The 22312-nt window shown below is 72.1% G+C and carries 18 protein-coding genes and 1 pseudogene; 13 read left to right on the top strand and 6 right to left on the bottom strand.

All coding sequences use genetic code 11. The features are described 5' to 3' along the window. Positions 1 to 45: 45 nt before the first annotated feature. Complete coding sequence (locus tag NYO98_RS16195) at positions 46 to 1302, top strand: hypothetical protein (protein ID WP_268112765.1); 1257 nt, start codon at positions 46 to 48, stop codon at positions 1300 to 1302. After that, entirely contained in the window at positions 1299 to 2399 is a 1101-nt protein-coding gene (locus tag NYO98_RS16190; protein ID WP_268112764.1) for a glycosyltransferase family 4 protein, read from the top strand. The genes NYO98_RS16195 and NYO98_RS16190 overlap by 4 nt, the downstream gene beginning before the upstream one ends. A gap of 9 nt (positions 2400 to 2408) precedes the next feature. Here NYO98_RS16190 and NYO98_RS16185 read toward each other — a convergent pair whose 3' ends face one another. The 5 genes from NYO98_RS16185 to NYO98_RS16165 all read right to left on the bottom strand — a co-directional run bounded on the left by NYO98_RS16185 (position 2409) and on the right by NYO98_RS16165 (position 6335). Further along, the gene (locus NYO98_RS16185) at positions 2409 to 3290 is read right to left on the bottom strand and encodes a glycosyltransferase family 2 protein (protein ID WP_268112763.1); all 882 of its coding nucleotides are present in this window, start codon (positions 3288 to 3290) and stop codon (positions 2409 to 2411) included. A 1-nt stretch (position 3291) separates the two neighbouring features. After that, the gene (locus NYO98_RS16180; RefSeq protein ID WP_268112762.1) at positions 3292 to 3717 is read right to left on the bottom strand and encodes a DUF2304 domain-containing protein; all 426 of its coding nucleotides are present in this window, start codon (positions 3715 to 3717) and stop codon (positions 3292 to 3294) included. Further along, positions 3714 to 4394: a glycosyltransferase family 2 protein gene (locus NYO98_RS16175; protein ID WP_268112761.1), complete on the bottom strand. Its 681-nt coding sequence runs from the start codon at positions 4392 to 4394 to the stop codon at positions 3714 to 3716. Before NYO98_RS16175 ends, NYO98_RS16180 begins: the two co-directional genes overlap by 4 nt. 79 nt (positions 4395 to 4473) lie before the next feature. After that, positions 4474 to 4974, bottom strand: a complete 501-nt coding sequence (locus tag NYO98_RS16170; protein ID WP_268112760.1) for a hypothetical protein — start codon at positions 4972 to 4974, stop codon at positions 4474 to 4476. Then, entirely contained in the window at positions 4968 to 6335 is a 1368-nt protein-coding gene (locus NYO98_RS16165; protein WP_268112759.1) for a hypothetical protein, read from the bottom strand. Before NYO98_RS16165 ends, NYO98_RS16170 begins: the two co-directional genes overlap by 7 nt. Before the next feature lie 193 nt (positions 6336 to 6528). Between NYO98_RS16165 and NYO98_RS16160 the strand changes: the two genes are divergently transcribed. The 4 genes from NYO98_RS16160 to NYO98_RS16145 all read left to right on the top strand — a co-directional run bounded on the left by NYO98_RS16160 (position 6529) and on the right by NYO98_RS16145 (position 10829). Beyond that, positions 6529 to 8040 (top strand): DUF2142 domain-containing protein, encoded by a 1512-nt coding sequence (locus NYO98_RS16160; RefSeq protein ID WP_268112758.1) that lies wholly within the window; start codon positions 6529 to 6531, stop codon positions 8038 to 8040. An 82-nt stretch (positions 8041 to 8122) separates the two neighbouring features. Continuing rightward, positions 8123 to 8719, top strand: coding sequence for an acyltransferase (locus NYO98_RS16155; protein WP_326494449.1), 597 nt, complete (start codon positions 8123 to 8125; stop codon positions 8717 to 8719). Beyond that, positions 8716 to 9819: a DegT/DnrJ/EryC1/StrS family aminotransferase gene (locus NYO98_RS16150; RefSeq protein WP_268112757.1), complete on the top strand. Its 1104-nt coding sequence runs from the start codon at positions 8716 to 8718 to the stop codon at positions 9817 to 9819. The genes NYO98_RS16155 and NYO98_RS16150 overlap by 4 nt, the downstream gene beginning before the upstream one ends. Further along, positions 9819 to 10829: a Gfo/Idh/MocA family protein gene (locus tag NYO98_RS16145; protein ID WP_268112756.1), complete on the top strand. Its 1011-nt coding sequence runs from the start codon at positions 9819 to 9821 to the stop codon at positions 10827 to 10829. The genes NYO98_RS16150 and NYO98_RS16145 overlap by 1 nt, the downstream gene beginning before the upstream one ends. Here the strand turns inward: NYO98_RS16145 and NYO98_RS16140 are convergent. Then, positions 10819 to 11928: a UDP-N-acetylglucosamine 2-epimerase gene (locus NYO98_RS16140; protein WP_268112755.1), complete on the bottom strand. Its 1110-nt coding sequence runs from the start codon at positions 11926 to 11928 to the stop codon at positions 10819 to 10821. The two genes, NYO98_RS16145 and NYO98_RS16140, sit on opposite strands and share 11 nt — an antisense overlap. 184 nt (positions 11929 to 12112) lie before the next feature. On the opposite strand from NYO98_RS16140, the gene NYO98_RS16135 reads away from it, so the two are divergent. The 7 genes and pseudogenes from NYO98_RS16135 to NYO98_RS16105 all read left to right on the top strand — a co-directional run bounded on the left by NYO98_RS16135 (position 12113) and on the right by NYO98_RS16105 (position 22287). Beyond that, positions 12113 to 13075 carry a glycosyltransferase family 2 protein gene (locus NYO98_RS16135; protein ID WP_407673932.1) on the top strand — a complete coding sequence of 321 codons (963 nt, stop codon included), beginning with the start codon at positions 12113 to 12115 and terminating at the stop codon, positions 13073 to 13075. After that, a complete protein-coding gene (locus tag NYO98_RS16130; RefSeq protein ID WP_268112754.1) occupies positions 13072 to 14328 on the top strand; it encodes a polysaccharide biosynthesis protein in 1257 nt (418 codons plus the stop codon). Before NYO98_RS16135 ends, NYO98_RS16130 begins: the two co-directional genes overlap by 4 nt. A 10-nt stretch (positions 14329 to 14338) precedes the next feature. Further along, entirely contained in the window at positions 14339 to 15085 is a 747-nt protein-coding gene (locus NYO98_RS16125; protein WP_268112753.1) for a glycosyltransferase family 2 protein, read from the top strand. After that, positions 15082 to 15519: a DUF2304 domain-containing protein gene (locus NYO98_RS16120; protein WP_268112752.1), complete on the top strand. Its 438-nt coding sequence runs from the start codon at positions 15082 to 15084 to the stop codon at positions 15517 to 15519. Before NYO98_RS16125 ends, NYO98_RS16120 begins: the two co-directional genes overlap by 4 nt. 28 nt (positions 15520 to 15547) lie before the next feature. Further along, positions 15548 to 16276, top strand: coding sequence for a TIGR03936 family radical SAM-associated protein (locus NYO98_RS16115; protein WP_268112751.1), 729 nt, complete (start codon positions 15548 to 15550; stop codon positions 16274 to 16276). 1188 nt (positions 16277 to 17464) lie between these two features. Then, positions 17465 to 19297, top strand: a pseudogene (locus tag NYO98_RS21925) (Rne/Rng family ribonuclease); the annotation flags it as partial. Positions 19298 to 20223: 926 nt separating this feature from the next. Beyond that, positions 20224 to 22287, top strand: a complete 2064-nt coding sequence (locus tag NYO98_RS16105; protein WP_268112749.1) for a hypothetical protein — start codon at positions 20224 to 20226, stop codon at positions 22285 to 22287. Positions 22288 to 22312 lie beyond the last annotated feature (25 nt).

Raw genomic sequence — 22312 nt, 5'->3', positions numbered from 1 at the left:
GGCCGGGCGCCGAACGGGCATCGCGCACACCTAGGATCACGAGTCGTGGCGACTGACGAGGCATCCGGCAGGCGGGCGGGCGTCGCCCACGTCGTCCTCGCCGCGGCCGCGGTCAGCGGGATCGCCGGCTACGTCGTCCTGGTGCTGGTGGCGCGCTACCTCACGCCCGCGGCGAACGCCGAGTTCCTGGTGTTCTGGGGCGCCCTGTTCGGGGTGTTCGGCGTCCTGATCGGCATCGCCACTGAGACCACGCGCTCCGTGCACGCGGCACCACACACCTCCGGCACGGGCGCCCGCGTGCTGCCCCAGGTCGTCCTGCTCGCCGCCTGCGCCGGCGTGGTGCTGGGGGTGAGCGGGCTGGCCTGGGCGCCCGAGGTCCTGGGGCCGCAATGGCCGCAGCTGCTCGCCGCCCTGCTCGTGGGGGCGATGCTCTTCGTCAGTCACTGCTTCGTCGCCGGGACGGCCGCCGGCCGCGGGGACTGGTCGACGTACGCGCTGCTCGTCGGGACGGAGTCCGTCAGCCGACTCGCGCTCGTGGTGGCTGCCACGCTCGCGGGCGCGCTCGTCGGCGGGCTCACGTGGGCGGTGTCGCTGGCCTGCGGCTCGTGGCTCCTGGTCTCCCTCCTGCCGGCCACCCGACTCCGGGGGACCGCGGCGGTCAGGGGTGACGTGCCTGGCGCCGGGCTGAGGCGCCGCCTGGTCGCCGCCTGCGCGGCCTCCGGCGCGTCCGCGCTGCTCCTCGTGGGGTTCCCCGTCCTGCTCCGGCTGACGACCCCGGACGACGTCTTCGCGGGGGCGGCGCCGGTGATCCTGGCCGTGTCACTGTCCCGGGCGCCTCTGCTCATCCCCCTCAACGCCTACCAGAACGTCCTCGTGACCCGGGTCGCCTCGCACGGGGTCGGGGCGATGCGGACTCCGACGGCCCTGCTCGCCGGCGCGACCGTGCTGGGTGCGGCCGCGGCGGTCGTCCTCGGCCCCCCGTTGCTCCGCGTCATCAACGCCGAGTACGTCGTCGCCGGGCCCGTCTTCGGGTGGCTGGTGCTGGCGGCCGGCCTCGTCGGCCTGCTGACCCTCACCGGCGCAGCAAGCATCGCCCTCGACCACCACGCGGTCTACGTGGTCGGCTACGTCGTCGCCACCTCGGTCGCGACGCTGCTCCTGCTCCTGCCCCTCGCGCTGGAGACCCGAGTGGTCGTCGCCTTGCTCCTCGGCCCGCTGGCCGGGATCGGCATCCATCTCGCCTTCGGCGCCCACCGGGTGCCGGCCGCCTCGCAACCACGCATCAGGGAAGGCTCCCCATGACCCGTCCACTGGTCTTCGTCGACATGCTCTCCTACACAGGCACCAAGGGCGGCATGGAGACCTACACGCGCGAGCTCTACCGGGAGCTGGGGCGGATGGACACCGGCCTCGACTTCGTGGCGCTGGCGAGCCGCGAAGGCTCGCGGATGGACCTCGACTGGTTCCCCGGCGAGGTGATCCGCTCGCGGATCAGCGGTGAGAACCGATTCGTGTGGGCCTTCGGCGAGCTGGTCGCCTCGAGCCTGCACGCCCGACGCCGGCGGGCCGACCTGGTGCACTGCCCCGCCACCCTGGGGCCGGCACACACGTCGATGCCCACGGTAATCACGCTCCACGACATGCTCTACTGGAGCCACCCCGAAGTCATGGTCACCCCGTTCTTCACCCGCCCCGTGATGTGGATGGAGCGTCGGGCCGTCGCCAACGCCGCCCGGGTGATCACCGTCAGCGAGGTCTCGGCTGGCGAGATCCGCAAATACCTGGACGTCTCGGCCGAGCGACTCCACGTCGTGCCGCTCGCGGGCCGTCAGCCGGAGGTCGTCGCGCCTTACCGCGGCGAGGAGAACCTGGTGATCGCGGGCGGGCAGCGGAGGCCGTACAAGAACTGGGACGGGCTCATCCGCGCCCTCGCCCTGGTCGAGGAGCCGATCCGCCCTCGGCTGGTGATCACCGGGGCCGGGCCGGGCGAGGACCCGCTGCAACCGGTCGTCGACGAGTGTGGCCTGGGGGACTGGGTGGATCTCCGCGGCTGGGTCGACGCCGACGAGCTCGCCGACCTGCGCGCCCGGGCTCGGGCATTGGCCTTCCCGACCCTGGCCGAGGGCTTCGGACTCCCCGTGCTGGAGGCGATGTCGATCGGGTTGCCCGTGATCGCCTCGGACCTGCCTGTCCTGCGCGAGGTGGGTGGCGACGCAGGAATGTGGTTCGACCCGCTGAACACTGCCTCGATGGCCGCCGCGCTGCGGACCGTCGCCACGGACCCGGAAGCGATGCTGCGGGCATCACGGGCGGGGCTCGCGCAGGCGGAGGGATTCAGCTGGCGTCGGGTGGCCGAGGAGACCCTCACGGTCTTCCGGTCGGCCCTGGACCGCCGCTGACGGATCCGCTCAGCCGGTGCGCACGGCGTGGGCCGCGAGGGTCCGGATGCTGTCCCACGACCGCTGCCGGACCGCGACCGGCAGCTGGCTGACGGCGTACAGCCGGGAGGCCGGGTGGGTCCGGGCGGCCCGGGCGGCCGCGTGCCACCCGTGCGCCTCGCAGGCCGCTGCGGCCAGCTCGAAGTAGGCGCGCTCGCCGGCGAACCGGCCGCCGTCGACGACGGTGAGCGACGACGCGCTGGCGGAGTGGCGCCGGTAGGCGAAGACCTCGTCGGGCAGGACCAGCATCTGCGAGCCCGCGAGCGCCATGTCGACGAGGAGGGCGAGGTCCTGCACCAGGGGGAAGCCGTCGAGGAAGCGGTGCGCCCGGACGGCCTCGGTCCGCAGGGCCAGCGAGGGCCAGTAGGTCCAGTTGCCGCGAAGCAGCGAGACCGCGAGAGGCTCCCCTGACAGCACGGTCGGCCCGGTGATCCGGGGCGCGAAGAGTCGGCGCTTGACCCGGTCGACGAGGGGGTCGACCGCACCGCCGTGCTCGTCGACCACGCGCACACCCGGCTGGATCACGTCGACCGGCGAGGGCGCCGAGGCGATGGCGGCCGTCAGGGTGGCCACGTAGCCGGGGAGCATCAGGTCGTCGCACCCGAGCAGGACCACCCAAGGTTGCGTGGCCAGCTCGAGGCAGCGCCGGTAGTTGTCGGTGATGCCGAGGTTGGTCTCGTTGCGGACGTAGGTGACCCTCGGGTCGTCGAGCCCGGCGAAGAACTGCGGCACCGTCGGATCGGGGTAGCAGTCGTCCACGACCACCAACCGCCAGTCGGGGTCGGTCTGCGCCTGGACGCTGCGCACCGCCTCGCGCAGGTACCCGGGGTCTCCCCAGAAGGGGATGAACACCTCAAGCATCGTCCCGGTCCCCGTCGGTGGTCCCGTGCGGGTCCGGCACCTCGTCGACGACCTCGCTGTCACGTTCGTGACTGGCGGCGATGCCGTAGCGCTCGAGCGCCTCTAGGACGGCTATGCGCCGCGCGAGCTTGTGCAGCTGGGCGCGCGAGTCCTGGGCACGGAGGTAGTCGTTGACGACGTAGAAGCAGACCACCACGGCCAGGAGGTAGAGCACGAGATCGGTGCCGCGGCCCACGCCGACGAGGTTGGCGACGTCGCTGACCAGGGCCGGGGAGAGCACGGCGACCACGACGAGGAGCATGAAGAGGAGGAAGCCGAGCTTCTTCGAGGCAGAGACTCCGTGAGCGGTGCGGCTGCGCAGCGCGAGGAAGAACAGCCCGAGGAAAGCCCCTACGAGGAGCAGCTGGACGGCGATCACGAGCGGCCGACCTTGCGCAGGAGGGTGTCGACCGCGATGTTGACGGCGTTCATGCCGGCCTGTCCCTTCGACACCGAGTAGGCGGTGTAGTGGATGGTGACCGGGACCTCGCGGTAGCGGTAGCCGTTGCGGGCGATCAGCTCGATGATCTCGCTGGCGTGGGTCATGTCGGGCGCAGTGATCTCGATCGTGTCAGCGACGTGCCGGTTGAAGGCCCGCAGCCCGTTGTGGGCGTCGGTGAGCCGGATCCCCGAGGTCACGTTGCTGAAGCGGACGGCCAGCCGAAGCAGGGCCTTGCGGAGACGAGGGGCGCCGACCGAGGCCCCGAGGAACCGCGAGCCGAGCACGATGTCGAGGTCGCCGACCTCCAGCGTGGTCAGCATCCGAATGGCGTCGTCGATGACGTGCTGGCCGTCGGCGTCGAAGGTCACGAAGCGCTCGACCCCGGGCAGCAGGCGGGCGAACTCGATCCCGGTCTGGAGAGCGGCACCCTGACCCATGTTGATCGGGTGGTCCACGAGGTAGGCGCCCGCCTTGAGGATCTCGGCGGCCGACGCGTCGGTGCTCCCGTCGTTGACGCACACGACGTGCGGGGTCACGGCCTGGATCGCCTTGATGACGGTGCCGATCACCTGCGCCTCGTTGTACACGGGGACGACGAACGCCACGTCCTTCACGGGGCCAGACCTTACCCGTCGCCCTGCCCGCAGGTCGCCACGCCTCGGCCCGTCGCCGCACACGCGGCCCCCCGTGCGGTCAGGCCGGGCAGAGCCCTTCGTCCGAGCCGCCGAGCCTGAAGGTGCCCTGGCTGCTCCGCGAGAGCACGCACACGCCGGCCTCGCGGGGGAGGTCTCCCTCGATGGTCACAGTGAATCCGGCCCACTGGTTCGCGTCGTCGGACGTCGCCGCTGCAACGTCCGGCCGCTCCACGCTTCGCACGTCCACGACGCTCGCCTCCACGTCGGGTGGCAGGACGACCCGCAGGACGCCACGCGGCTTCTTCCTGGCGAGCAGTGCCCAGCCGGAGATCTCGAACACGTCCTTCTGCCGCACCACGGAGTCGATCGCGCCTGCCGCGGCGGCGCTCGTACGTGGTCGGTCGGACAGCAGCTCGACGCGGGGAGGAGCCGGCGATCTCGGCGCGGGACGGTAGGAGAAGCCCGGCGCGTTCGGACCGGCCTCTGGCACCAGGACCGGCTCCGAGCACGCCGACAGGAGCAGGGCGGCGACGGCCGCGACGACGAAGCGGATCACCACGCCACCAGATGGGACAGGAGGGCCCCGCAGGCTGACAGCACCAGGCCCAGCACGACGACGCGGTGCCTGAGGCACATGAGTGGTACAGCGAACAGAGGCAGTAGAGCGATCCCATAGCGCGGTGTGCCGATGAGGAATCCACCGGTCGCCACCAGGACGATCAGGCTCATGACGATGCTGCCCAGTGCCATCCCGGTCACCGCGCTCCAGCACACGGGCAGCAGCGGGTCCTTCGTGCCACGTACCAAGGTCCCACCAAGAGCGGCGGTCAGGAGCAGCCAGGAAAACGGCAGGATCGCTACGTAGAGAAGGCCCGGCAGGGGGATCGGGGCGTCGCTGGTCGCAGGAATGGTCTCGAGGTAGTAGCCGAAGTACTTCGCGAAGCTCGCGAAGGCGACCGGGTCCTGGGCGTCCGCGTGCAGCACCGGGTCCGCGACCGCGAGGGCACCGCGCACCAGCTGCCACGACAAGGCACCCGCGCCGGCCCCGCCGACGAGGATCGCGGCACCGGTCATCACCCGCCGCCATGGGAGCTGTCCGCACACGCCCGCGACGAGCACAAGGAACGCTCCGATCAGTGGAGCGAGCACGAATGTCACCTTGAAGTACGCCGGTGCTACCGCTGCCACCAGGAGCAGCCACGTCGGCAACCGGCCCTTCTGCCACCAGCTCACGGCGAGCAGGACGCTGGCACCGACCAGGAGCCCGAGCGCGTCTGGGCTCAGATAGCCCGACGTCGAGACCAGGAGAGGGCTGGTGCCTGCGCACACGGCCGCGAGGGCAGGTACGACCCAACCGGCGCCCCACGCTCGTCCCAGCATCACCATCGCAAGCAGGCCGAGGGTGAGCCAGAGGACGCCAGCCAGCCGTGCGCCGATGAGCAGGTCGTCGGTGACGCCCGTCAGGCGGATCACCTTGCCCGCGACCGCGGCGAGGAAGAAGTAGGTCGGCGGGTGGATGTCGGCCGCCGAGACGGCGGTCAGGGCGATGGAGTCGTCCGGCTGCGGCTCGCCGCAGGTCGGGAGCGGCGCCTGATAGCCGATGACTCCTCGACAGGCCTGGACCTGGCGGGCGTAGGAGTCGATCTTGTCGCCGGTGTTGACAAGCTCGCCTCGGCTTGCCTTGTCGACTGCGTCGACGTACCAGAGCTCATCGACGGGCGACAATCCTCCGTCACCGGAGGCGGCGGGCACGACCACGACCATGGCGACGGCAGCGAAGAGGACGCTGAGTGCCGTCCAGGCCAACACCCGGCGCTCGTCGAACCACGCATCGATCCGAGCAGTGCGGACGGAGGGAAGGAGACCGGGTGCGCGGATGGCGGCTTCCGGGGCCTTGTCCGCGTTGACAGCGATGCTCAAGCCCTGCCCTTCGACGTTCGGTCAGTCATCCCACGGCGGTGCGAAGTGGGCGCTCGCGGCCACCACGGGGTTCGAGGGGACTCTATCGGAGCGGTCGGTCCTACCTACCCGCGGTGGGCGTTAGTCTGGGCCGCCCTCGTCGCCGGAGGGGGAACCCTGCAGTGAGAGGTGGAGAGGTTTGGACGCCGTCAGGATGCGTCGCGTCGGACGTCCGCACCGGCAGCACACACCCCTGCTACGCGCGCTGTTCCTTGTGCTCTGCACGCTCGGGGCGGTCCTGGCGGGTGTGGGATGGGCGCTCTCGTCCCCGGTGGGGTCCTCCCCGGACGACGACTACCACTTGCCCAGCATCTGGTGCCCGAGCTCCTACGACAGCCCGCAGTGCACGCAGGTGGGTGTCACACAGGCGGGTGACCCGGTCGTGCGGGTCCCGGCCCTGCTCGCCGCAGCCGCGTGCTTCGCAGGAGACGCCGGAGTGTCCGGCGACTGCCAGGACGAGGTCGTCGCACGGGGCACGATCGACACCGCCCGGGTCAACACGGGCGACTACCCCGGTGGCTTCTACCGCGTGATGCACGTGTTCGCGGGCGAGGACATTCAGACCTCTGTCCTGAGGATGCGGGTGGTCAACGTGCTGATCGCGGTCGGTGTCTTCGCCTCCCTGGCCGTCAGCGGCACCAGGGCGACCCGACGCATCCAGCTCTACACGTTGACGGCGGTCATGGTCCCGCTGGGATGGTTCTTCGTCGCCTCGACCAACCCGAGCGGGTGGGCCGTCACGGGCGTCACGGCGTTCGGCTTCGGCCTGCACTCGGCCTTCCTCGTGCGCGGCCGCACACGGCTCGCCGCCAACCTGCTCCTTGCCGGAACCGGTGCGGTCCTCGCCGCCGGCGCGCGCGGTGACGCCGCCGCCTACATCGTCCTCGTCGCTGTGGCCGTCTGCCTGCTCCACTGGCGCACGCTGCGCCACCGCCCGAGGCTCCTCGTCGTCCCCCTCGCGGTAGCCGCGGGCTGCACGGCCGTCGCGCTGTCCGCGGGCCAAGTGGTGGGGGCTGCAGCCGCGGAGCCGGAGACGGCCCGCTCGGCTGCGGAGGTGTTGGTCCAGCTGACGGTCAACTTCCCACTACTCGTCAGCGGTCTCTTCGGCTACAGCTCGGCCCTCGGCTGGCTCGACACGGGCATGCCCGCGGCAACGGTGTGCTCAGTGATGACCGTGATTGGCTTCCTGGGTCTCACGGGCGCGAGACGCTTCAACGTCGGAAAGACCCTCGCGGTCGCGCTGGTCGCCGCGGCGGTCCTGCTCATCCCGTTCGTGACGCTCTACCGGGCGCGACTCTTCGCCGGCGAGTCCGTGCAGCCCCGCTACGTCTTGCCGCTGGCCCCGATGCTCCTGCTCCTACTCCTCACCGGCCAACGGGTGGGTCGGGGGATCCGCATCGGCCGCTGGCAGGCGCTCACCATCTGGATTCTGTTGTCGTTGGCCAACGCGGCCGCCCTCTACACCAACCTGTGGCGCTACGTCACAGCCGTTGACGACCCGACGCTGTGGGCGGGCGTGGAATGGTGGTGGTGGTCCGGCTGGCCGGGCCCAATCACGTCATGGGTGATCGGATCGGTGGGCTTCGTCTGCTTCGCGGCGGCGATGGTCGCGGTCTCTTGGCGTCGACCGGACGCCGATCGTGGTGTCGGCGGTCGCGACAACTAGGCTCTCGGGGGCCGCACGCGGGCCCGCGCGCCCGCGCGGGACGAGGGTCCCGGCCATAAACACCCACGACGAAAGGCGCTGCATGTCCTACCGAGCGGTGGAGTCGGCAGAGATCTCTCCCGAGGCGACGATCGGCGACGGCTCCAGCCTGTGGCACCTGTGCCAGGTGCGCGAGGACGCGGTGCTCGGCCAGAACTGCGTCATCGGCCGCGGCGCCTACATCGGGTCGGGCGTGCAGATGGGCGACAACTGCAAGGTGCAGAACCACGCCCTGGTCTACGAGCCCGCTGTGCTCGGGGACGGCGTCTTCATCGGCCCCGCCGTGGTGCTGACCAACGACACCTACCCTCGCGCGGTCAACCCCGACGGCTCGCTTAAGTCCGCCTCGGACTGGGAGGCGGTCGGTGTGACCATCGGCGACGGTGCCGCCATCGGGGCCCGTTCGGTCTGCGTCGCGCCCGTGCGCATCGGCGCCTGGGCGCTGGTGGCCGCCGGTTCGGTCGTGACCCGCGACGTGCCGGCGCACGCCCTCGTGGCCGGCGTCCCCGCCCGTCAGATCGGCTGGGTGTCCCGCACGGGGACCCGGCTCGAGGAGCAGCCCGACGGCTCGCTGGTCGACACCGGCACCGGCGCCGTCCACGACGTCATCGACGGACAACTCAAGGAGAGAGAAGAGTGACGCAGCCAGAGTTCATCCCCCCGGCCAAGCCGATCATCGGCGAGGAGGAGCGCAATGCGGTCGACTCCGTGCTGGCCTCCGGCATGGTGGCGCAGGGGCCGGAGGTGGCTGCCTTCGAGCAGGAGTTCGGCGACCAGCTGGTCGACGGTCGCACCTGCGTGGCCGTCAACTCCGGCACGTCCGGCCTGCACCTGGGCCTGCTCGCCGCCGGCATCGGTCCGGGGGACGAGGTCATCGTCCCGTCGTTCACGTTCGCCGCGACCGCCAACTCCGTCGCGCTCACGGGCGCTACCCCGGTGTTCGTCGACATCGAGCCGACGTACTTCTGCCTCGACCCGCGCGCGGTGGAGGCCGCGATCACCGAGCGCACCCGGGCGATCATGCCCGTCCACCTCTTCGGCCACCCCGCCGACATGACCGCGCTCGGCGAGATCGCGGAGCGGCGCGGCGTGATGCTCTTCGAGGACGCGGCCCAGGCCCACGGCGCGACCTGGAACGGCGCCTCGGTCGGCACCTTCGGCACCTTCGCGATGTTCTCGCTCTACCCGACCAAGAACATGACCTCCGGCGAGGGCGGCATGGTCTCGTGCGTCGACGACGAGATCGTCCGACGCGTCAAGCTGCTGCGCAACCAGGGCATGGAGCGTCAGTACGCCAACGAGCTCGTCGGCCTCAACAACCGCATGACCGACATCCACGCGGCCATCGGTCGGGTGCAGCTGACCAAGATCGGCGCCTGGACCGCGACCCGCCAGCACAACGCCGCCTTCCTCGACGCCCACCTCGAGAACGTCGTGGTCCCCCCGGTCGCAGAGACGGCCACCCACGTCTACCACCAGTACACGATCCGCGTCGCACAGGACCGCGACGAGGTCGTCCGCCGTCTCCGCGAGGAGTTCCAGGTCGGCTCGGGCGTCTACTACCCGATCCCGAACCACCGGCTGGAGTCGCTGCAGCAGTACGCCCCGGGGCTGGACCTGCCTGAGACCGAGCGGGCCGCCGCCGAGGTGATCTCGCTGCCGGTGCACCCCTCGCTCGACCAGTCGCACCTCGACCGCATCGTCGAGGCCGTCAACACCGTCGTGAAGGCGGGTGCGTGATGACGGAGACGACCGCACCGACCAGGACGCTGCGCACGGGTGTGATCGGGCTCGGCTCGATGGGACGTCACCACGCCCGCGTGATCCGGGCGACGCCCGGCATGGAGCTCGTCGCCGTCGCGGATCCCGTCGGTGACAAGTTCGGCGTGGCGGGGGACCTCCCCGTCCTGCCCGACGTCGACGCCCTCATCGGCGCCGGTCTCGACGCGGCCGTGGTGGCCGTGCCGACCGTGAACCACGAGGACGTCGCGCTCGCCCTGGCCGCGGCCGGTGTCGCGACGATGGTCGAGAAGCCGATCGCCCACTCCGTGGAGGCGGGGGAGCGGGTCGGCGCCGCCTTCGAGGAGGCCGGCGTCGTCGGGTGCGTGGGCTACGTCGAGCGCTGCAACCCGGCCGTGATCGCGATGCGCGAGCGGATCCAGCAGGGGTTGCTGGGGGAGATCTTCCAGATCACCACCTCGCGGCAGGGTCCGTTCCCGCCGCGCATCACCGACGTCGGTGTGGTGCAGGACCTCGCCACCCACGACTTCGACCTGACCCCGTGGATCGCTGGCGCGCCCTACGTCCGCCTGACCGCCCACACCCAGCACCGGTCCGGCCGTGACAAGGAGGACATGGTGGTCGCCACCGGCCGCCTCGCCAACGGCGTCATCGTCAACCACCTGGTCAACTGGCTGTCGCCGCGCAAGGAGCGCCAGTGCATCGCCACCGGTGAGCGTGGTGCGCTCGTCGCCGACACGCTCACCGGCGACCTGACGTTCTACGCCAACGGCACGTTCGAGAACGACTGGGACGCGGTGGCGACCTTCCGCGGGGTCAACGAGGGCGACGTGACGCGCTTCGCGATCCAGAAGCGGGAGCCGCTCGCCGTCGAGCAGGCACACTTCCGCGCGGCCGTCCTGGGCGAGGACTCCGCGGGCATCGTGCCGATGAGCGAGGGCGTGCAGACGCTCCGCGTCGTCGACGCGTGCCTGCGCTCGGCCGCCGAGGGGCGCGAGATCACGCTTTGAGGTGACCGGCGCGTCCCAGCTCCGCGACGATCGCCTCGGTGGGGTGGAACTCGTCGAGGAGCGAGGGGCGCGCCCGGTCACGCCACGCGCGCAGGAAGTCCCGCAGCACCTGCATGTCGAGCCCGGTCAGCACCAGGTTGTCACCGATGCCCTGCTGCGACTCGACCGCCTCGCGGTGGATGGCGGCGGGCTTGCCGAGGATCCCGCACTCCTGCTGGAGACCGCCGGAGTCGGTGACGACGAAGCTCGCGCGCGCCAGGAGCGGCATGAAGCGGGCGTAGGGCTGCTTGTCCACGAGACGGAAGCGGTCACCGAACAGGTGGCCCAGGCCGAGCTCCTCGATCCGGTTGCGCTCGGTGTTGCCGGCCGGCATGACGAGCGGCATGGAGGCGCTGGCCTCGTGCAGCACCTCGAGGGTCCGGGTGAAGACCGGGCCGTTGCGCAGCATCTCGAACCGGTGCAGGGTCACGAGCCCGAACTCCTCGGGCAGGTCGATGGCCGGGGCGTCGCCGTCGATGGCGAGGCGGAGCGCGTCGATGACCGTGTTGGCGCCGGTGTCGACGATCGATCCCCGCGCCCGCTCGCGGAGCAGGTGGTCGACCTCGTGCTGGGTGGGCGCGAAGTGCACGGTGGCGATCTTCGCCACGATGCGGCGGTTGAACTCCTCGGGCATGGGGTGCCAGATGTTGCCGGTGCGCATGCCGGCCTCGACGTGCGCCACCTGCGCCCCGAGGAAGCGCCCGATCAGGGCCCCGAGGACGGTGCTGAAGGTGTCGCCGTGCACGACGATGAGCGGTCGAGGCGTGCCCCGGCGCAACCTCCGGCGCAGCTCGCCGCGACGGCGTACGACGGACACGAGGATGCGAAGCGCCCACCCCGGCACCTGCGCCACGCGCACCACGTCGCGCTGACTGCGCGACGGCACGAGGTCGACGGCCGGCTGGGGGAGGCCGAGGTCGGCCAGCGTGGCCGGCAGGCCGCCGACGTGGAACGCAGTGTTCCACAGTTCGACCTCGTCACCGCGCGCCTCGAGGGCGCGGATCACCGGGGCCAGCTTGATGATTTCGGCCGTGGTCCCGGCGATGAAGGCGATCGTCACTGGCTCTCCTGTGCTGGTCCCGTGCGTGTCCGGGGATGGTCTCGGCGTTGCAGTATCGTCTGCACGCGGATCAGGCGAGCCGACGAAAGGGTGGTCCACCACCGTGCAGGACACCCCGCCACTGCCCACCGCAGAGGCCCGTGCAGCATCATCCGCACCGTCGCACGCGCGGCTCGGCGTGGTCATGCCAGCCTACAACGAGGGACGCTGGGTCCGGCGCGCGCTCGACGCACTCGAGGTCGCCGCCGCTCGGGCCGACTGGCCCCTCGAGGTGGTGGTGGTCGACGACGGCGCCACCGACGCCGAGAGCGTGGCCGTCCTGGCCGAGGTCAGCGGTCGACCCCACGTCCGGGTCGTGCACCAGGCCAACGCCGGCCGGTTCGCGGCGCGCCGGGTTGGCCTCGAGGCCGTCAAGGCCGACCTGGTGCTGCTCCTCGACGCGCGCGTCGAGGTGGCCCCCGAGTCCCTCGAGCGGCTCCGGTCCGCCGTCAGTCGCGGCGAGACGGTGTGGAACTACGACGTCGTGCCCGGCTCCCGCGACCTCCGCGCCCTCTTCTGGACCGGCATCACCAAGGTGTGGTGGCGCGACTACTTCCGCACCCGCCGGCCGGTCGCCTTCGACCTCGACGACTTCGACCGCTACCCCAAGGGCACCGGCGCCTTCCTGGCGCCTCGCAGCCTACTGCTCGAGGCTGCCGGCGAGTTCGCGTCGCACTTCGCCGACGCCAGCCTCGCCTCCGACGACACCCGCCTGCTGCGCACGGTCGCTGCGGCCGAGGACATCCACCTCTCGCCCGACGTGCTGTGCACCCACCACGCCAAGAGCGGCCGTGGGTCGTGGTCGCGCCAGTGCTTCTACCGCGGCACCACCTTCGTCGACGGCTACCTCACCGACCCGTCGCGAGCGCGCGGCCTGCTCGCCGGGGTGCTCGCCGTCACCGCGGCGGGGGGAGTGGCGGCCGCCACGCTCCCGCGCGCCAGCGCGGCCGCGGCCGCCCTCGGCTGCCTGACGGCCGGCGTCGGTGCGCGCTGGTGCGGTGCGACGCCGCGCGAGTCGGTTGCGGTGGGAGCGCTCAGCCCGGCCTTTGGCGTGCTCTTCGGCGCGGGCGTGGTCCGTGGGCTGCGCCTCGCCGCGAGCTCCCCGTGAGCCGGGCCCGGCGCCAGCTCGGCCTGCTCTCGGTCTCGTTCTTCACCGCCAGCGGCCTGGGCCTGCTGCTCCTCGTCGTGGTGGCCCGGTGGCTGACACCGACCGAGAACCTCCAGTTCCAGGCAATCTGGGCGGTGGTCTTCACGTTCGGGAGCGTGCTCGGGTCGCTGGAGCAGGAGGTCGCGCGTCAGTCGACCAATGCCACGCTGGAGCGACGTCGTACGCCGGTCGGTGCCGTCCAGGCGGTCGGGCTCGCCGCGACGGCCTGCCTGGTGGTGATGGCGGCCTTCCTGGCGACTCCGTCGGGCCGCGAGGTCGTTCACGGGTCGCTGCCGGTCCTGCTCCTCTGCCTGCTGTCCGTGGTCAACTTCACGATGCTCATCCTGGCGCGCGGCGTCCTGCTGGGCGCCCACGCGCTGCGGGGCTACTCGGCGCTCCTCGTGGGGGAGGCGGCCGCCCGCGTGGTGATCATCGCGGTCATCGTCGCGACCGGCGTCGAGGCGGCCGTCGGGTGGGCGGTCCTCGCGACCGTCGCGGGTTCGCTGGTCTGGGTGGGTGCCCTCGGCCGGATCGCGCGCGGCGTCGACTGGTCCGGCCGTCTCACCCCGTGGTCGACCGTGGCGGAGACGGTGACCGCGCTCGGCATCGCCAACGGACTGTCCGCGCTGGTGCTCACCGGCTTCCCGGCCGTGGTCGTCGCGATCCTGGGCAAGTCCTCGGACCTCGCCGTGCTGATCGCGGTGATCACGCTCTCGCGCGCGCCGCTCGCGCTGATGGCCCCGGTGCAGGCGTTGACCGTGCCCACCGTGGTCCGGTGGAGCCGCAGCGGTGATACCCGCCGGCTCACCCGGGCACTCGAGCTCATCGCGGGAGGCAGTGCCGTCGCGGCCCTCATCGGAGCGGCGGTCGGCTACGTCGTCGGACCATGGGCCGTGGCGGTCGTGCTCGGCGCCGACTACCGCCCAACGCCGGTGACGGCCGCGCTGGTGGCCGCGGCGACCTGCGTGATGGCCGGAGCCCTCCTGCAGGCAGCGGCCCTGGTGGCGCTCCAGCGATACTGGCTCGTCACGGCCTGCTGGGCCGCGGCCATCGCCTCCGCCGCGCTGCTGATGCTGGCCGCTCCGTGGAGTGCCGAGGACCGGGCGCTCGGCGGCTTCGCGCTCGCCTCCCTCGCGGCGTTCGTCGCGACGGCCGTCGCGGTCCAGTCGAGCGTGGCGGCATCCGCCAGCAGTGGCGGGACGGCTGCCCATTAGGGTTCCCCCCATGCCTGCACGCCCAGACGATCGCGTCCTCGTGGTCATCCCCGCCTGGAACGAGGCGGGCGCGATCGCCGGCACGATCCGTGAGGTGCGGGGCTCCGAGCTCGACCTCGACATCCTCGTCGTGGACGACGGCTCGGGCGACGGGACGGCCGCAGTCGCGCGCGACGCGGGAGCTGAGGTGGTGCGGCTCCCCTTCAACCTCGGCGTCGGCGGGGCCATGCGCACCGGCTACCGCTACGCCATGCGGGAGGGCTACGACGTCGTCGTGCAGATCGACGCGGACGGTCAGCACGACCCCACCTACCTCCCGCAGCTCCTCGCCGGGCTCGAGCACTCCGACGTGGTCATCGGCGCCCGGTTCGCCGGCGAAGGCACCTACGCCGCTCGTGGCCCGCGCCGCTGGGCGATGCGCCTGCTGGCCGCGGTGCTGTCCTGGCTCGCGGGCACGCGCCTCACCGACGTCACCAGCGGCTTCCGGGTCGCGAACCGGCGCGCGGTCCGGGTGTTCGCCGACCACTACCCCGCCGAGTACCTCGGCGACACGGTCGAGTCGCTGGTGATCGCGCTGCGTGTGGGGTGCACCGTGACGCAGCAGCCCGTCCACATGCGTCCGCGCACGATCGGCACGGCCAGCCAGTCGCCGCTGCGAGCGGCGACCTACCTGGTGCGCGCCGTCGTCGCACTCGCGCTCGCCCTTGTGCGGCGTTGGCCCGCGGCGACCGAGACGTTGGGGCAGGAGAAGTCATGAGTCCGGTCCTCACCCTGGGCGTCGTCGGCGCGGTCGCCACCCTCGTGGTTCTCTTCGAGATGCTGCGACGCCAGCGCCTGCGCGAGAAGTACGCCGTGATCTGGGTCGTGGTGGCGATGAGCACGGTGCTGCTGGTGGTGTTCCCGAGCCTGCTCGACCGGGCGTCCGACCTCCTGGGCGTCCAGGTCCCCTCGAACCTGCTCTTCTTCGCCGCCAGCATGCTCTTGCTGCTGCTGAGCATCCAGTTCAGCTATGAGATCGGTCGCCTCGAGGACCGCACTCGCACCCTCGCCGAGGAGGTCGCGCTGCTCAACCTCCGGCTCGACCAGCTCACCGCCTCCGTCGACATGGGACCGGTCGAAGCCACCGCGGACGACGATCTCGGCGGTGATGACGAGGCGGGCGAGGGCCTGCGGGACGGCTCGCGCGGATGACCCGACGAGTGGAAGCAGGACGGACCTGATGGCCAAGCAGCAGCCCGAGCAGCAGGCTCCGCCCGTCCAGCGACTGCGCGTGCGCTATGCCAAGCGCGGGCGCATGCGCTTCACCAGCCACCGCGACTTCAGCCGCGCCTTCGAGCGCGCCGTCTTCCGGGCACGGGTGCCGATGGCGTACTCCTCTGGGTTCAACCCGCACCCGCGGATCTCGTACGCCGGCGCTGCCCCGACCGGGTCGGCGAGCGAGGCGGAGTACCTCGAGCTGGCCCTCGCCCAGGTCGTCGTGGCGGCCGACGTCCACGCGATGCTCGACGAGGCGCTCCCACCCGGCCTGGACGTCCTCGAGGTCGTCGAGTCGCCCGGCGGGTCGCTGGCCGACCTGCTCGAGGCCAGCCGGTGGCGGATCGGGCTGGGCGCCGACCACGCGACGGTCATCGACGCGGTGGCGCGCTTCCTCGCGGCCGACGAGGTGCTCGTGGAGCGGATGACCAAGAAGGGCATGCGCGAGTTCGACGCGCGCGGCGCGGTCCTCTCGCTGGTGGTCGACGAGGCCGACGACGCCGCGGCCGGGCGTACGTCGATCGACGTGGTGCTGCGGCACGGCACCCCCGCCGTGCGTCCCGACGACGTCCTGCGCGGCCTCGAGGCCGTGACCGGCGTGTCGGTGGGTGAGGCGCCGCTGATGACGCGGCTGGCGCAGGGGCCGCTGATCGGGTCGGACCAGGTCGGCGACCCGCTGGCGGATCGGGCATAGGGCCACTCGGGGCCCGGTGTGCGATACTCGCCACGTTCGACGCCCTGACCACCGTCGGGATCCGTCGAGCCGACGACGTTCTCGCCGGCCGCACCAGCGGTCGGCACCCCGGGTGGGTGGACGCCACCGGACCGCGACGCGGCCACAGGAGTCGGTGACAGCGACTCGACGTGGCCCGGCGACCGCGGCGGGTGGCGCACCGGCCGTCCGGAGACGCACCCGCGGAGGGGGTCGCCGCCACAGAAGCTTTGCGTTCCCGCCACTCGCCGTGCGAGAGGGGGCGGACGCCGAATCGGCACCGTCACGGTGCCCGAGGAGCACCACATGCTCAGTGATGACCAGAACGACCAGCCCGAGCGCACCGAGTCGGGCACGCCGACGCCGGAGGCCGCGAGCCCGCCCACCGAGGGTGCCGCGCCTGCCGCGCCCGTGGTGACGCGGCGCACGCGCAAGGCACCCGCCAAGAAGGCGGCCGCCGTGCCGCCCGCCGGGGACGCTCCGGCCGAGGCGACCACCGACGCGTCGCCGGACGCTGCCTCAGCAGCAGGGGAGGCCGACGCCCCCGTCGTGCGGAAGACCGCCTCGCGCAGGGCGCCCGCCAAGAAGGCGCCGGCGCGCAAGAGCGCCGCGAAGAAGGCCGCCACCACCCCCGAGCCCGACACCGCTGTCGAGACCGACGCCGCGCCGGCGGCCGAGCCGGTCGACGAGGCCCCCGCCCCGGCCCGGAAGACGTCCGCCAGGAAGTCCGCCGCCAAGGCGCCCGCCAAGAAGACCGCGGCCAAGCGCGCGGCCAAGAAGACCGCGGCCACCCCCGAGGCGACGGCCCCCGAGGCCGATGCCGACGCTCCCGCGGCCGAGACCGCAGCGGAGGCACCGGCCGCCGACGCGCCCACCGGCCCCGCGGTGCTGTTCCAGGCGCCCGTCGTCACCACGACGACCCGACGCACGCGCACGAAGGCGGCGCCCGCCCCGGTCGAGACGGCCCCGGTCGACGACGAGGCCGCCGAGGCTGTCGAGGCTGTCGACGAGGCTCCCGCGCCGGCGAAGAAGGCCACCGCGAGGAAGTCGGCCGCGAAGAAGTCCGCGGACCGGCCGGCCAGGAAGAAGGCCGCCAAGAAGACAGCCGCTGCCGAGCCCGCGCCCGACCTCGACGAGGACGACGAGGACGCCGCGGCGGCCCTCGCGGGGGCCCAGGCGGACGACACCTCCGCCGACGTGGCCGAGGGTGCCGACACCGGCGGGTCCGCTGACTCCGGCGACTTCACCGAGTCCGGCGAGTCCGCCGACGACACCGACGGCGACGGCGGTTCTGGCCGCCGGCGCCGCCGCCGCGGCGGCCGCCGCCGCCGCAAGTCCGGCGAGGGCAACGGCGAGGGCAGCGGTGAGGGCGACGCGCCCGACGCCGGCTCCACCGACGCGGCCGACGACTCCACCGACAGCGCCGCCGCCACCTCGGCGGAGGGCGACTCCGACGCGACCGACGGCAACGGCGAGGGCTCCTCGCGCCGCCGCCGCCGCCGTCGCCGCGCCGGCGAGGAGGGCTCCTCCGACGACGGCGACGCGAACACCGTGACCCGGGTCCGCAAGGGTCGCTCGGCCGAGGACCAGATCACCTCGGTCCAGGGCTCGACCCGCCTCGAGGCCAAGAAGCAGCGCCGCCGCGAGGGCCGCGAGGCCGGCCGGCGCCGGGCGCCGATCGTGAGCGAGGCCGAGTTCCTGGCCCGCCGCGAGTCGGTCGAGCGCGTCATGGTGATCCGCCAGCGTCGCGACCTCACCCAGATCGCCGTGCTCGAGGACAAGGTCCTCGTCGAGCACTACGTCGCCCGCGAGTCCCAGACCTCGCTCATCGGCAACGTCTACCTCGGGCGGGTCCAGAACGTGCTCCCGTCGATGGAGGCCGCCTTCATCGACATCGGCAAGGGCCGCAACGCCGTCCTCTACGCCGGCGAGGTCAACTGGCAGTCGCTCGGCCACAAGGAGGGCCAGCCCCGCAAGATCGAGTCCGTGCTGTCCAGCGGCCAGATGGTCCTGGTCCAGGTCACCAAGGACCCGGTCGGCCACAAGGGCGCGCGCCTGACCAGCCAGGTCAGCCTCGCCGGTCGCTTCCTCGTCTACGTCCCCGACGGGACCACGTCCGGGATCTCGCGCAAGCTGCCCGACACCGAGCGCAGCCGCCTCAAGACCCTCCTGAAGGAGATCGTCCCCGACACCGCGGGCGTCATCGTGCGCACCGCGGCCGAGGGGGCCAGCGAGGAGGAGCTGACGCGCGACGTCGAGCGCCTCAAGGCCCGCTGGGAGGACATCGAGAAGAAGGCGACCCACAAGGGGTCCGGCCCGCAGCTGCTCTACGGCGAGCCCGACCTGACCCTCAAGGTCGTGCGCGACCTGTTCACCGAGGACTTCGCCAAGCTCGTCATCGAGGGCGACGAGGCCTGGGACACCGTCCACGGCTACGTGGAGTCGGTTGCCCCGGACCTCGCCGAGCGCCTCGAGAGGTTCGAGCGTGGCGCGACCGGTGGTGACGTGTTCTCGACCTACCGGATCGACGAGCAGATCCACAAGGGGCTGGACCGCAAGGTCTGGCTGCCGTCGGGCGGCTCGCTGATCATCGACCGCACCGAGGCGATGACCGTCGTCGACGTCAACACCGGCAAGTTCACCGGGTCCGGCGGCAACCTCGAGGAGACGGTCACCAAGAACAACCTCGAGGCCGCCGAGGAGATCGTCCGCCAGCTCCGGCTGCGCGACATCGGCGGCATCATCGTCGTCGACTTCATCGACATGGTGCTCGAGTCCAACCGTGACCTCGTGGTGCGACGCCTCGTCGAGTGCCTCGGCCGCGACCGCACCCGCCACCAGGTCGCCGAGGTGACCTCCCTCGGCCTGGTGCAGATGACCCGCAAGCGGATCGGCACCGGCCTGCTCGAGGCGTTCAGCGAGAACTGCGAGCACTGCCACGGCCGCGGAGTGGTCATCAAGGACCAGCCGGTCGACCCGGACGCCCGCCCTGACGAGGGCGAGGGTCGCCGCAGCAGCCGGCGCCGCGGCCGTCGCGGCGGCAACGACGACGCCGGCAACGGCGCCGGCAACGGCGGCGGCAACGCCGACGCGAAGGCCACCGAGGCGCACCACGCGCCGTCGCCCAAGGACGTCGCCGCCATGGCGCGCCACGAGCGTCAGGTCGAGGAGTCGCGGGCCGACGAGGCGAGCGCCTCCGACACCTCTGCCGACGCTCCGGCCGTCGAGGATGCCCAGGCCGTGGCCACGCAGGACGACGTTCCGCGGGACGACGTTCCGCAGGGCGAGGCTGCCCAGGACGAAGCTCCGCAGGACGAAGCTCCGCAGGCCGAAACTCCGCAGGCCGAAGCTCCGCAGGGCGAGGTCGCCCCGGACGAGGCTCCGCAGGACGACGCTCCGCAGGTCGAGGCCGTCGCCCCGGTGGACACCAGCCGCGAGCAGGCCCACGAGGCCCTGCCGGCGGAGCCGGAGAAGCCGAAGGTGGTCACGCGCACGCGTCGACGCTCCGCCAGCCGCCCCGCCGGTCCGCCATCGGGCGTGGGCACCGTCCTGCAGACGGGCGCCGTCGAACCCGGCACCGCAGGCATCGAGCCCGGCTCGGCTGCGCCGTTCGGTGGGCCGGCCGCTCCCGTCTCCGTGGACGGCGTCGAGGCTCGTGCGGACGCGCGTGCGGACACCGCCTCCGGCGGGTCGGGCGAGACGCCGGTCGTCGAGCACGTCCCGATCAAGAAGAAGGGCTCGCGCAAGCGATGAGCGGTCGGTCGTCAGCCGGAATTGGGACCGGTGAGGTGCTCGACGACACAGAGGGGGCGGCGCCGCGGCGTCGCGCGCCCTGGAGCGTGCGTGACGGGGACCGGCCGTGGCCGCCTGCGACTCAACGGCTCCTGCTGGCGACCGGAGCACTGTTGGCCCTGGGCACGGTGTGGGCGGTGCTCACGATGCCGGATCTGCCCTATCACCCCGCGCGGGACCTCGAGCTGCGCGCGACATACGACACCTACGTCCAGACCGGGGTGCCGTTGGTCAAGCAGAACGGCACCGGCTCGTGGTACGGCGAGCTGCCCGGTGAGGGGCTGACCAAGGCTGCGGGCGACGACGACCCGGGCAGCTACCTGGTGGCCTCCTGGATGAGCCACCTGACTGGGTCCGACTCGCCGTATACCGGGCTCCGCTGGGTGATGGCGTTGCTGTGCGCGCTGCCGATGCTCATCCTGCCCCTCACCGTGGCTCGCATCTACGGACGGACTCGCGCCGGCATGGCGATGCTGGCGCTCCCGGTGCTCACCTGGCTGACCAACGGCACGTTGCTGGTGGGCACCGAGTACGGCTTGTCAGACAAGGTCGCGGTCACGGCCGTGTACGCGCTGTACGGCCTTCCGGCCTCCTTGATCTTCCTGTCCCTGGTGCTCGTCGCCTATGCCGTCACGCGGCGTCCGGGCGTCCGGGCGGCCATCGCTTGGACGATCGTCCTGGTCCTCCTCGCCACCTTCGGCAACCTCCTACGATCGTTGTCCGGCGCCGGCATCGCCATGGCGGCCGGTGTGGTGTGGTGGGTTGCCTGGCGCGGTCGGCTGAGGTGGGCCGTCGCGTGCGCCGCCGCGGGAGTCAGCGTCGTGGCCGCATTCTGGCTCCCCGGCGTCGTGATGGACCGTATCGACGCCCAGCGGGACCCCGTCGTGCTCACGGAGACGTCCAAGCTCCTGGACGCGCACGGGACCTGGCACCCCCTCTACCTCGGGCTGTCCTACCCCCAGCCGCTCACGGGGGAGCCGTCCACCTTCGGCATCGAGTGGTCCGACGAGTTCGGTTGGATGAAGGCACGTGAGGTGGACCCGGACGTCGTGGTCTCCAGTGCCGAGTACGACGCCATCATCAAGGACCTCTTCCTCGACGAGGTCAGGTCGGCCCCGATCGCCACGCTGAACCTCTACCTGGCGAAGACGCTCTACACGGCCAAGCACTTCGCGGGCATGATCGTGGTGATCCTGGCTGCCATCGTGGTGGTCTGGCGGCGTGCCGGCCCGCACCGCGAGCGGCTGCGGCAGGTGTCGGCGGCTGCCGTGCCGATCCTGCTCCTGGGTCTGGTCCCGCCGGTGCTCGTCATGCCGATGCTCTACTACTACACCGAGCTGGTCGCCGCCCTCGCCTTCCTCACCGCCCTCGCGCTCGGTGGACTCGTGTGGGCGATCTCGACGCTGCCGTCCGTGGTGCGGGTGGACGAACGTGCCCGGACGCCGCAGCGACTGCGGCTCGACGACTCCATGCCAGGGATCGGGCTGGCGGTGGTGGTGCCGACACGCGACGGTGGCGGGGACCTCCGGCAGCGGCTCGAAGCGCTGGCCAATCGGATGACGACCCATGACGAGATCGTCCTGGTCCAGCACGGGGCGAGCCACGCCACGTCGCGTGACCTCGAGCTGATGGTGGCCGGCTGGGACCTCCCGGCCCGGGTCGTCGTAGTGGTCAGTGAGCCCGGGCTCGGCAACGCCTTGCGGACGGGAGTCCTCGCGAGCAGCGGTGCTCGCGTCCTGATGGGCGTCGACGAGGCTTCCCCGGACGGCGGGGACATCGATTCGTTCGCGACCCTCGATGCCTCGGTGGTCCTCGCGGTCGGCTCGCAGCGCCGCCCGGGACGGTCCCGCGCGCTCGCGTGGTGGCGAGAGGCCCTGCTGCACACGGACGTGGACGACAGCCAGGGCACCTACTGGGTCGAGGGCGGCTGGGTGCGTTCGTTCGCGGCAGTGTCACGTGAGGACGGTCCTCTCTGGACCACCGAGATGCTAGTGGCCGCCCAGCGGCAGGGCATCGAGGTGCGGGAGGTGCCGGCGCCCCCGCGCGACGCGCCCTCCGCACGCGACGGTGGACGCCGTCGGCGCGATGCAGCCGTCGCCACGTGGGCCCTGTGGAGGCTCGCGGTCCGCCGCGACGATTACGCGGGCCAGACGTGGGTCGACCGCGGTCCCTCCGGATCGCTCCCGCCGGCACCTGCTTGAGCCTCGTTTTGCCCGGTCGGCACCC

It is taken from the genome of Nocardioides pini (assembly GCF_026712185.1).
GTDB lineage: Bacteria > Actinomycetota > Actinomycetes > Propionibacteriales > Nocardioidaceae > Nocardioides > Nocardioides pini.
This window is presented reverse-complemented; position numbering and strand designations above follow the sequence as displayed.